Here is an 11,474-nt window from a genome sequence, read left to right on the forward strand (position 1 = left end):
AGTTAATTACACTTTTTTTTAAAATAAATATATCGGCAATTTATGCTTTTTTTTGCTTCCTTCAAGTTGAATGTTTCTTAATGATTTTGCAAATATTTGTTGTGTAGCTCTATCAATATCATCTTTTGGTGCATTACATAATATATTAGGGTTAACAAACCAAGTACGAGAAGAACAAGATCGTCCATCTTCAGTAGTTATCCCAGTTTCTGCAACCCCTAAAATCCCTTTAACAAGTAAATCATTCATAATCTTAGAAATAGAAGTTCTTGTTTTTCCTAATTTTTTAGCTAAATAACTTGGAGAAGCCGCATTCGGCTTAATTTCCTCATCATTCTTTTCAACAACAACATTTGATTTAAACTCTAAGAATCTTGAAAGCTCAAATAAAAAAGCTTTCTCTGGTTGAGTTAAATAACCAATCTCACATAAATAATCAATATTCTCTGTTATCATTTGCACGAACTTCACCCCATCAGTTCGTTTTTTCTTCTTACCAATGAAATAATCGTTACCTGTTGTACTATGTAGAATCTGTAGTAAGACTTGCTGCTGCTCAGCTGACAAACCTATATTAGCTTGTTCTAAAAAATCTTCAACTTTATTCTCTCTTACTCGTGATTTTTTTTCAGAATGTCCTATATTGACTATTTTCGTCATAATGTTTCTCCTCTTTTCTAACATTTACAACTAGAGATGAGAAACATTTTATGCTATGATTCTTATAGTAATTAAAAATGAATATATACAATAAAAACCCCTCTTCTCTAATTGATTTGCTTGGTCGCTTTCAATTATAACATGAGGGTTTTTTTATTTATATAAAAGTTCTGTGCAACTTAGTAATTTATCTTTTATTCTCATGAAATCTTATAAACTAATTGTTTTTTAATCGAAAGGAGTTTCTTTAATGGAATATGAATAAATTAAACAAAAAGCCTAGTAAAAACTAAGCTTTTTGTCTGAAAAAAAATACCTTTTTTCACCTTAATACACTTTTAATTTCACACTATTTTATACAACTAATAATAAAATGTTCCAATGTAAACTTATAAATATTAGTTTACATTCATTTCGCCTTAAACATTGACTTCTCAACAATTCTCCTGATATTCTCAAAATACATAACAAAAGTATACATTCAAAACACTGTAAATAAAGAGGTCATAAATACATGAACAAAAAACAACATCTTATTGATGTCCAACCCATCCGTAGCAAAGAACAGATCGAAGATATGAAATGGGCTCTCAAACGTCATTGTTCCGAGCGAGACTATATTCTCTTTCTTGTTGGCATTCATACCGGACTACGTGTAAGTGATCTACTCCAACTTGAAACACAAACCATAGTAAAACTAAGACAAAAAAAGAGAAAAGAATTTAAAATCAAAGAAGGAAAAACAAAAAGAGAACGCATGATTAACCTAACTTCTATTTTTTATGAAGTCTATTCCTATGCCCAAACTCTAGAAAATAACTGGTTATTTCCTTCTCGAAAAGGAAATCAACCCATTAGTAAGATCCAGGCCTATCGACAATTACAAAAAGCCGGAGATTTCGCGGGTATAGAATCTATAGGGACTCATACCATGCGCAAAACCTTCGGCTATTGGTTCTACAAACAAACAAAAGATGTTGCTATGTTGCAAGACATACTTAATCACAGCACACCACAAATTACACTAAAATATATCGGAATCAATAAAGAAGAAAAAGATAATATACTTGATGTATTTCATATTTAAAACATCATAAAATATAAATCAAATAAATAAAATTATACCTTTTATAGATCAATTTCATATCTTATCTTTTTTAAATAAAAAACCAGATTTTATTTACCAAGCAGATAATTCTTTTTCATTATAAATCTCTAATATAATTATTGCTTATAAAGTTCAATATAAACTCATAATAAAACTACCAATTCTCAATCATCTTTTGACCTTGTTTAAAAGAAAAAGACTTGTTACTTATAAATTTTAAAGAATTACTTTTTAAATCTAATCCATAAGTACTTAAGACCCAAGGAAAATCTTCGGTATTATTATAATTCATTGTTTCTATCTGATTCTTTTGATTAAATCTCGGTGGAAAAACATAATTTAAAGAACTATTTAATGGTACCAATTCCCCTTTACTTACATAATATAAGTATCCAACTTTTGTATTGCAATCAATTTCAAGTGAAACTGTAATTAGATCAGGATATAATTTTGATTTTATAGAAAAAACCGATTTTTGGGTTTCATTATAAGGAAATCCTTTTAATATAATAGGTGTCATATTAATTTTTTTCTGACCTTGTTTCTGAATCGCAAAAGTATAATCCCCTACATATACTTTATCATCACCTCCACCACAAAAATAATAATCACTCTTAATTTCTTCAGGAGCAAAAAAATAAACCTTATAATTAAAACCAGAAATATCTTTAATATTTAAAACAGCTCTACTTATTTTCGAAACATTAATATTGGCATAAGAATAGCTTTCAAAATGAAAATAACTGAATATAAACACTAACAAACATAATAATGCTTTCTTTTTATTCATTATTTATCTCACCCCTTTTAATTACTAAATATAATGTTTCTCAAATTTATTATAACTATACAAAAAAGAGCCTATAAATAAGGCTCTTAAAATAATATATAAACTTTAAAACACACCCAACAAAATCCTTTTACCTAAAACCATCTTTCTCAAGCTGGCACCAAGTTTTTGAACCAACAATTCCATCTGCCACAAGCCCACGATCTCTTTGGTAATTTCTTACTGCTTGCTCAGTTACAGGACCAAATTGACCATCAATTCTTCCTGAATAATATCCAATATTCCGAAGGAATTCTTGAAGTTCTTGAACCAAATATCCAGTGCTTCCTCCACGAAGTATTGGACGATTTTGGCTAGGGCAAACTGGACCAAAACCATCTTTTTCAAGCTGACACCAAGTTTTTGGACCGACACGTCCATCTACAAAAAGCCCACGATCTCTTTGATATTGCCTTACTGCTCGATCAGTTACAGAACCAAATCGACCATCAATTCTTCCTGGATAATATCCAATACTCTGAAGGAATTCTTGAAGTTCTTGAACCAAATGTCCAGTACTATCTATCGAAAGCGTTGGACGATTTTGGCTAGGGCAAATTTCTTCTCTTTGAATCATAAAACCGTCTTGCTCAAGCTGACACCAAGTTTTTGGACCGACAATTCCATCTACCAAAAGTCTATGATCTCCTTGATAATTTCTTACTGCTCGATCAGTTACAGGACCAAATTGACCATCAATTCTTCCTAAATAATATCCCGTTCTCTGAAGAAACTTTTGAAGCTCTACAACCCAATGTCCAGTGCTGCCTATGCGAAGTGTTGGACGATTTTGGCTAGGGCAAGAGGGAGGGATTGGACCTGAACCTCCAGAAAAACCGTCTTGTTCAAGCTGACACCAAGTTTTCGGACCAACAATTCCATCTGGAAGAAGTCTACGATTGCTTTGATAATTCCTTACTGCTCGATCAGTTACAGGACCAAATTGACCATCAATTCTTCCTGAATAATAACCAAACTTCTGAAGAAATTCTTGAAGTTTTACAACCCAATGTCCAGTGCTGCCTATGCGAAGTGTTGGACGATTTTGGCTAGGGCAAGGAAATGAACCTCCAGAAAAACCATCAAGCTCTATTGCAGAAATAATCACAGTACTTAAACCAAAAGGACTTTGATATATTACCTCTACATTTTGATTTTGACCATGACCAAAAGTCCTCTGTATAAATATAGGAGTTCCCATGGGAAAATATCGTGTATTTGCTGGAGCTGCAATTGTTTGCCCAACATAAAAACTATAATCTGTTGCACGATATTCATTATCCAAACATTCATGTTCTAAACAACCATCATATTCATAAGTATCCTCTCTATACAAAGGTAAATATGAATTAAAATCTTGATACATATTTTTAAACCTTCTTTCTCATAAAATTTATATTGTATAAAACAAGACATAAAATATAGGTATGTAATAGGGCATATGTATGTATCCGCTAATTCCCATCTTATATAAGCCCATATTAAAGAAAATATTTTATATATAACATCTAATTATTTATATATATAAATATAAAAATAATAAATAAAAAACCACAAAAATCGCTGTGTTTTTTTATCGATCAAGATTATATTATAAATGCTCATTGCATTATATGTTTAATTCCAAAAAATGTTAACATGTGGAGAATTCAAATAAATATTTTACATAAACAAAAAGCCTAGTAGTACTAGGCTTTTTATCTGAAAAAAAATACCATTATTCATCTTAATACACTTTTAATCTCACACTATTTTATACAACTAATAATAAAAAGTTCCAATGTAAAACTTTGAATTTAGTTTACATTCAAATCACTTTAAATGTTGACTTTTCTCCATGAAATTAATAAAGAAGAAAAAGATAATGTCCTAGATGTATTTCATATTTAACGTATTCCCCGAAAAAATTCTCCTTCCTCAAGCGTGTGAAGGGCATAGCCCAACGGTAGGTGGGAGATGAATTTCGGTTTAGCCTAGCCAAAAAATTTTGATAAACTAGCTATATGAAGTTCTTTGATAACTTGATATAGAAGATTACAGGAAGAAAATAGAGTGCGAAAACCAAGCCATTCGGTTCCTGCGTAAAATATGAACCATACCAAAAGAGCGACCATGCGTTAGACATCTAGGGGTGGAACACCCCGAAGTAACGCTCAGGGAGTCGAAAGGTTACTTTCGTCGCGGAACTGAGAAGCTCCCACTTCAAGCTTTGCTAAGTGGCGAGTAGTTCATAACACAATAAAATAGTTAAATCAAATAGTCCTAAATTTAACCTTTTATAAAGTAATTTCATACAATAAAATCATGAATGCAAATATATTTTCTCTCCGAAAAACAACTCAAAGAATAAATAAAAAAGATATTCGTAATGAATATCTTTTTTATTTATTCTTTATATAATTATTTTCTAATATAACGATTTTTATATAATTAACTAGACTTATAGACTCATATTATTTCTTTCAAACAAAAATAAATATATTAATCTTATAAAAAAAGAAAAAATAACATATAAACATCTATTTAATCCAAAAAGGGGGATTTACTAGTAAATCCCCCTTTTCTTTCAAAGAAGATCAAGTTATGAGTGCAAAACAAGTGTCCAAAGCTTGTTCCACACTATAAATATATGCTTTCAATTCAAAATGGTTCAAAAAATTTTATTTAGTACTATCTATTTTTAAAGATAAAAAAGTCTAACAATATTTTAACGAAAATATATACTAAGCAAAATTCCATAAGAAAAATATGGATTTTATTACTTTAACCTATTTTCTATTTCAAAATGAGAAAAATCACTATTATACGAGCCTTCACACAAATAAATACATTCCATAGCATATTAAAGTAATGTCAAAACACTCAAACATAAACCAAGAGGAGGCTTTTTAAATTGAGTGAAAAAGAATATAGTAAAAATAAGAATTGTAAAGTTAAATCAGAATCACGAATTCCACTCACTGATACTGAAGCAATACCCGTTCTTACAACCAATCCTAGAGTTAAAATTCCAGTTGTATTAACAGAAAGAACACTTCAAATTGTTGTAGAAGCGGAAATTCCACTTTCTCCACCAGCAGTGGAAATTAAGAGAGTATTAAAAGATGTATTTTTAACACAATGTAAACTAGTACCTGTTGAATATGAACCAATTAATGAAACAGGATTTTTCCAAGTAACAAGAGCAAAATTGTTTGTAGAAGGTTATATTCGTAAAAATATTGAATACGCTGCTAAATACTGCAATGGCGTGCTTCATGATCGAATTGCAAAGGTTCGATTCTCTGGTTTTGCTGATATAACTGAAGATGAATTCCTTTCCTTACCAATTATAGCTTTTTCTTCGGAAAACAAAGCACGTTTTATTAATCCAAAAAACAATGATGTTCCTCGTCTAGACAAATACTTCTTTGGAAATAATGTTTTCTATAATGAACAACCATATTGTGAATTAATTAGTGCAGAATTTTATGAACTTGATTATTCATCATATGATGTTCATCATGATTCGAAATATGATGAATATCCTGAGAAAAATCATGATAGATATTATGATAAATATCAAGATAAATATCAAGATAAACATTATGATGAATATCCTGAGAAAGAATTTGACAAATTACGTGAAAAAATTGTTCTTGATCTTACTTTGAAAGTATTACAAACTCAACAAGTACAAATCGGATAAAATAAAAAAGTAATATTTTTAAAGCAAATCAATTATTTTTCACATTTCATTAATTAAAAAAGAAAAAAAATCCCTTCAGATCTTTATTCTAAAGGGATTTTTCGTCCACATAATCTGTATTATCAATAATTTTTATGTATCTACTCTAAAATACTCTGGATGTTCTACTTTCATAGATAAAATGTTACCACACTCAGTACAAATATCAGCAACCATTCTTGAAAATTGATTAAAAAGGTTATTCGTACTAATAAGTTTTAAACATTCTTGGGCATTTAATAAATCTTCCTCTATTTCTCTAGAACCACAATTAGGACATTTCTTATTCATTTTCTATTCCTTCTTCCTAAAATTTAGTTCATATAAAATCAAATTATCAGTAATAACCCAAAAAACTCAGAATTCCCATATAACTCTAAGCTTTACCTTTGTATTCATTTTTCTATATTTTTTAGAAGTAGCAAGAGATAATTAAACAAATTTTAAAAAATCATTTCCAAAACTCATACCATTTCCTATCTTTACTTGCTGCAATCATCTTCTTAACTTCCTGAACTTCCCTTATTGTTTGTATAAGCATTTCATCGCTTCTTTGATTCTTCGCTACGTCTTCGCTAGTATTCACCGCTATAAGCCTTTGGGATTCCTGTATCGTTTGTATAGCGCTCAATAACTCTGATTCTCTTTGTGCAAATCGCTGATCTTGTTCAACTAAACGTTTATTTAATTCTTGTAGTAATTCATTTTGCTTTTCAATGATTTCATTTTGATCTTGAAGCATCATCTGTAGCGTTGTAGCGTTAAAATCTGGTTCTTCATAGCGCTCAATTTCATGTCGCTCTAATGGCAATACCTCAACGCCTTGATTCCATGATACTATTTGTTTTGTGGCGTTTTCTAATGTCATGTCTGTATCATTCTTTAGGTTGATAACCTTACGAAACACCATTACATCACTTTCTGTATATTTCCTATGGCCACGTTCATTTTTTATAAAAGTATAACCCTCTTTTTCTAGTACATCAGCATACTTACGTAATGTACTAGATTGAATACCTAATTGCTCTGCCACGTCGCCGGGACTATATAGCGTCTTCATAGCGTCTCACCTCAAAAATATATTCGCTATAGCGATGATATACCCTTTTTCCTAATAATTCACGTATTACTTTTTTCAAACCATTAATCTCCATAATCTTTACATAAGCAATTTGTATAATTCCTATTACAGATCAAATTTTAAAATTGAATACTCATCCCATCCCAATACCCACATCAAAATCTTTTTTCTATATACAAGATTTTATGCAAAAAAAGAGTAAAGAGGATACCACTGATTCCCGCCCTATCAACGATGTATAAAATCCTGTATAAGAGATGACAAGACAAAAAAGAAGAATCCTTGTATTTACAAGGATTCTATGAAAAGAGTTGCTACCGATAATAAGGCGTTATGTTAACTACCTACTAATAAATATTCATAGTTTTTTTGTGAAATTCTATATAGGTTAGCAAACAAGCATTTTCTCTATTAAAACATAAAATAATATAACTCTTGTTCGAGAGGAGGTATAAAAATGAGTTGGAGTAATGATTGTTGGAAACATAGTAGTCATTCTAATAAATGTGAGGATCATAACGACTGGTGGAAACACAAACGTGATAATGATTCTTGTAAGTGTAGACATCATAGCGACTGGTGGAAACATAAAAAATGTAAATGTTTTATTGTTTGTTGTCATAGTAATCGCAAACATTGGTAAAATTATTTATATTTTTTAGTTTTTGATAGAAAAAGAAAAAGACTTGTCCTTATTTATAAAGGATAAGTCTTTTTCTACTAATAATAGTCTCTTATTTAGGATCTTTAATTTTAAATTCTAATATATCTTTTGATTTTTGCCCTTTCCTGGGGTCCCGTCCTACACTTTTTATTCCACGATTCACTTGACCACGAGCCTCTACACCCTCAAACTCCCAAAGATAACCCCAGCGGGCAAAAACCGCCCTTCTGGGGCCACCTCTGATGAGTTTGCATGAGGGTGCCCCTCATGGTCAAGTGACTTTCGCGGCATAAACGTTACGGACTCCGTGATCATCCCTTGTCTAGCTATTCTCTCATGTATCCCTATTATAAAATCCCTTATATTCAAATGAATATATTGTATAATATAGTTAAATCAGATTCTATGCGGTATCACATAGAATCAAGTACATATTCTCCCCTCCAGGGAGCCCGATTTATCGCCTTAACGGCTTTAAATCGGGAAGTTCAAGAGCATTCCACTGATCATCTTGCCGTCCTACGTCCTGCAAGATTCAAGCAGGGCAAAATCCGCCTGCCTTGGCATGATAAAAGCTGACGCTTTTCCATGCCTGCGGTCAGACACATTCATTTTTGATTCTCGCTGCGCTTGAACCAAAAACAAGCTCGGCAAGCCGAGTGAATGGTCTTCAGGCGGATTTTGCCCTGCGGGACTTCCTGGCCAGAATGCTTCGCATCTGTCCAGATTCTTTTTCTAAATCAGCTGACGCTTCTTAGAAAAAGACAAATAAAATCGCCTTCCGGCATTTTTATTTGTTTGATCAAAATGTCATGCTTCGCATCACATTTTGTATTTTCCAATCTATAGCTTTGCTATTAGATTGGTTCATTCAAAGTCAGCTTTCGCTTTTTTGAATGAAATTAAATAAACATTTTTAAACAAATGTTTATTTAATAAAAAATGAACGATGTGAACATGTGTAAATGTACACATAGCGAAGACACATAGCTTCGCTATGGATTCCCAAATAATTAAATGCACAAATATAGCAAAGACAGGAGGCATCCCTATGGCCGCGCCACGGAAACATATAAGGATTCTAAAAACAAAAGAAATTGAAGGCATGGATATGCTTTGGAAAACTGGAACAGCTACCAGAGAACAAATGGAAAGAGAATATAACATCAAAGGAGATCGTCTAAAAAAACTTTGTCATAGCGAATATTTAGAAGAACGTACAGGAAAAATTGTTTTAGGGGAAAAAGGGATAGAAAAGTTTAAGAAAGAGGGAAAAGAGTATCAATATAAAACCGGTATAAATAACGCTAAACATGATATTCGTCTCTCTGAAAAATACATCTCTCTACCAAAAGAAACAAGAAAAACATGGAAAACAGAAAAACAATTGCATTCAGAAGCTCAAAAAGACCTCAGATACAACGATTTCAAAAAAAGAATAGTAGAGTCCCATCCACAAGGAAAATTCCAGCCAACGCCCGATGGGGCCGTCTATAGTGAAGCGCATAGCGGTTACATTGCCATAGAGGTGACAACACGTAATTACAAAGAAATTGATATTCAACAAAAACAAGAATTTGCAAAAACATTTTTATCCGGATATGAACAACTATAGGAGGAAAAAACATGGCAATACAACCAACATTTATTGTTCCACATACTTTTTATACAGTACATGAAATTATGGATAATACGAATTCACCCTATATCTTACACTTACATGAAATTCAGGAAGATCCACATAAGAGAAAATTAAGTGATGAATTACATTTATTCATCATGAAGCATTATCATAATCTATTTACATTTATGCTCCATCATCAGCCCTACATGTTAAAATCACAGTTCCTAGATCTATTTGGTTACCAAAAAGGCAAAAAAAATAAATCTAGAACACTTGGATACGCAAAATTAAAAGAATTAGAAGATAAACTATTAATTGGTTCTAAATCTTTTTATGGTGCGGAATATATTTATTTATCTTATCGAGCTTACTATTATTTTGGCCAAGAAAAAAAGGTATTACCAATTGCACCTGGAGAGAATGTACTCTTCCGCCATTTTACTCGTATGGAAGACTATCTAGAATTAAATAAACAATATACAGATCCAATATTATTAACCGCATTACTTTGTTCTCACGAGCATTATTATCTATTACATACAGAACCCTTTTTCCCAATTAACCCAATACAAGAAAAAGATACATGTTACTTTGGAGAATACTTCCCAAACAACAAAATACCTAAAAATCTTGATATGGACTTTGTAACAGACTTTCTGATAAAAACGAAAAAAGAAAATAGAGGATTGTGGTTCATCAATGAAGAGACACCCGATACTCAACTTCACGTACTCATTACATTTATCGATGAACTCTTTAAAATCCTTACTACACGTTGTTCTCTTAAATTACTTATTAATGATCAAAGAGAATCTTTACGAATCGTAGCAAATATTATCCCGATACCAGGAACATCTTATATCACAATTAATAATCTAATCTCAGATATCTATCATATTGAATTTTTATTAAAGATTTGTTTCCCAACAGTAATAACAAGCTTTACCTTTATTGTGATGAACCAAGATCATGAACGTGAATTAAACAATATTATAAGTAGAATTACTAAACTTAGAGAAAATAAAAAGAACTTACAACCATGGCAATCTATGATTGATCCAAAAAACATCAAAATCCGAAATACAAATCTATTTAGACGTTTAAATTTCAACGATTCCTACGAATCTCAACGAGAGAAACCACTCCCACAGTAAACACTTACTTATCGTAAGTGTTTTTTTGTTTTCTCCCTACTTTTGAGGTAGAGGTTGGCCGGGGTGTGGGGAGACCCCACGTATTGCGTATCTAAAAAAAGAGTAAGAACGAATTATAGAACGTTAGATCAAGCGGTTTGGCTCGTATAATGAGTAACTCAAGCCGATATGCCTACATCCCACTTTTGAGTTTATCGGCTTGGCGATGGAAGCAAACGAGCCAAAAAAAGTTTGGCAAGGATGTTAGAAAAAAGAAAAGTCTTCGACTTTAGCCGAGGATTAACGAGGCGACTTTTTTCTAGCAAAGGTGGAGATTTTTAAGTGATCTTTGCTTAAAAATACTACCTGTTCCTTGCGGAACTTTTAGCCCTATATATAGAGTGAGATAGAGAAAATGCAAAAAACCAGTAATATCAAGGGTTTAAAGTGTTCGGGGTGTTAAAAAAAATTAACACCTGTGTTAATTTTTTTTAACACCTATTTTTTAACAAAAAAAAAAAAAAAAAAAAGTGCAATAGTTAATTACACTTTTTTTTAAAATAAATATATCGGCAATTTATGCTTTTTTTTGCTTCCTTCAAGTTGAATGTTTCTTAATGATTTTGCAAATATTTGTTGTGTAGCTCT

10 protein-coding genes and 1 pseudogene are annotated in these 11,474 nt (G+C 31.4%); 5 read left to right on the forward strand and 6 right to left on the reverse strand.

The window, feature by feature from the left end; all coding sequences use genetic code 11:
- Positions 1–18: 18 nt before the first annotated feature.
- Complete coding sequence (locus ACTFRH_RS30590; protein ID WP_000161841.1) at positions 19–660, reverse strand: hypothetical protein; 642 nt, start codon at positions 658–660, stop codon at positions 19–21.
- A 514-nt stretch (positions 661–1,174) separates the two neighbouring features.
- Here ACTFRH_RS30590 and ACTFRH_RS30595 point away from each other — a divergent pair.
- Positions 1,175–1,747 carry a tyrosine-type recombinase/integrase gene (locus ACTFRH_RS30595; RefSeq protein ID WP_061885378.1) on the forward strand — a complete coding sequence of 191 codons (573 nt, stop codon included), beginning with the start codon at positions 1,175–1,177 and terminating at the stop codon, positions 1,745–1,747.
- A gap of 175 nt (positions 1,748–1,922) precedes the next feature.
- Here ACTFRH_RS30595 and ACTFRH_RS30600 read toward each other — a convergent pair whose 3' ends face one another.
- A complete protein-coding gene (locus ACTFRH_RS30600; RefSeq protein ID WP_061885377.1) occupies positions 1,923–2,558 on the reverse strand; it encodes a hypothetical protein in 636 nt (211 codons plus the stop codon).
- Positions 2,559–2,688: 130 nt separating this feature from the next.
- The gene (locus ACTFRH_RS30605) at positions 2,689–3,963 is read right to left on the reverse strand and encodes a peptidoglycan-binding domain-containing protein (RefSeq protein ID WP_095022289.1); all 1,275 of its coding nucleotides are present in this window, start codon (positions 3,961–3,963) and stop codon (positions 2,689–2,691) included.
- A 1,527-nt stretch (positions 3,964–5,490) separates the two neighbouring features.
- On the opposite strand from ACTFRH_RS30605, the gene ACTFRH_RS30610 reads away from it, so the two are divergent.
- Positions 5,491–6,285 carry a CsxC family protein gene (locus ACTFRH_RS30610; protein WP_046945199.1) on the forward strand — a complete coding sequence of 265 codons (795 nt, stop codon included), beginning with the start codon at positions 5,491–5,493 and terminating at the stop codon, positions 6,283–6,285.
- A gap of 132 nt (positions 6,286–6,417) precedes the next feature.
- Here ACTFRH_RS30610 and ACTFRH_RS30615 read toward each other — a convergent pair whose 3' ends face one another.
- Together ACTFRH_RS30615 and ACTFRH_RS30620 are read right to left on the reverse strand one after the other, a co-directional pair.
- On the reverse strand, positions 6,418–6,615 hold the full coding sequence (locus ACTFRH_RS30615) for a hypothetical protein (RefSeq protein ID WP_001034292.1): 198 nt from the start codon (positions 6,613–6,615) through the stop codon (positions 6,418–6,420).
- 160 nt (positions 6,616–6,775) lie between these two features.
- Entirely contained in the window at positions 6,776–7,384 is a 609-nt protein-coding gene (locus ACTFRH_RS30620; RefSeq protein WP_061885382.1) for a DUF3967 domain-containing protein, read from the reverse strand.
- Between the two features lie 478 nt (positions 7,385–7,862).
- Between ACTFRH_RS30620 and ACTFRH_RS30625 the strand changes: the two genes are divergently transcribed.
- From ACTFRH_RS30625 to ACTFRH_RS30635, 3 genes are all read left to right on the forward strand, one after another.
- Positions 7,863–8,048 (forward strand): hypothetical protein, encoded by a 186-nt coding sequence (locus ACTFRH_RS30625; protein WP_154071893.1) that lies wholly within the window; start codon positions 7,863–7,865, stop codon positions 8,046–8,048.
- Positions 8,049–9,174: 1,126 nt separating this feature from the next.
- A complete protein-coding gene (locus ACTFRH_RS30630; protein ID WP_440049341.1) occupies positions 9,175–9,684 on the forward strand; it encodes a hypothetical protein in 510 nt (169 codons plus the stop codon).
- Between the two features lie 11 nt (positions 9,685–9,695).
- Complete coding sequence (locus ACTFRH_RS30635) at positions 9,696–10,847, forward strand: hypothetical protein (protein ID WP_095022292.1); 1,152 nt, start codon at positions 9,696–9,698, stop codon at positions 10,845–10,847.
- Positions 10,848–11,381: 534 nt separating this feature from the next.
- On the opposite strand, the pseudogene ACTFRH_RS30640 reads toward ACTFRH_RS30635, so the two are convergent.
- Positions 11,382–11,474, reverse strand: a pseudogene (locus tag ACTFRH_RS30640) (MarR family transcriptional regulator); the annotation flags it as partial.

This window comes from Bacillus cereus group sp. MYBK216-1 (genome assembly GCF_051916495.1).
In the GTDB taxonomy this organism is placed as follows: Bacteria; Bacillota; Bacilli; order Bacillales; family Bacillaceae_G; genus Bacillus_A; species Bacillus_A thuringiensis_K.

Coding starts and splice junctions, on each gene's coding strand:
- ACTFRH_RS30590 (WP_000161841.1), bottom strand. CDS start 660: ATGACGAAAATAGTCAATATAGGACATTCTGAAAAAAAATCACGAGTA.
- ACTFRH_RS30595 (WP_061885378.1), top strand. CDS start 1,175: ATGAACAAAAAACAACATCTTATTGATGTCCAACCCATCCGTAGCAAA.
- ACTFRH_RS30600 (WP_061885377.1), bottom strand. CDS start 2,558: ATGAATAAAAAGAAAGCATTATTATGTTTGTTAGTGTTTATATTCAGT.
- ACTFRH_RS30605 (WP_095022289.1), bottom strand. CDS start 3,963: ATGTATCAAGATTTTAATTCATATTTACCTTTGTATAGAGAGGATACT.
- ACTFRH_RS30615 (WP_001034292.1), bottom strand. CDS start 6,615: ATGAATAAGAAATGTCCTAATTGTGGTTCTAGAGAAATAGAGGAAGAT.
- ACTFRH_RS30620 (WP_061885382.1), bottom strand. CDS start 7,384: ATGAAGACGCTATATAGTCCCGGCGACGTGGCAGAGCAATTAGGTATT.
- ACTFRH_RS30625 (WP_154071893.1), top strand. CDS start 7,863: ATGAGTTGGAGTAATGATTGTTGGAAACATAGTAGTCATTCTAATAAA.
- ACTFRH_RS30630 (WP_440049341.1), top strand. CDS start 9,175: ATGGATATGCTTTGGAAAACTGGAACAGCTACCAGAGAACAAATGGAA.
- ACTFRH_RS30635 (WP_095022292.1), top strand. CDS start 9,696: ATGGCAATACAACCAACATTTATTGTTCCACATACTTTTTATACAGTA.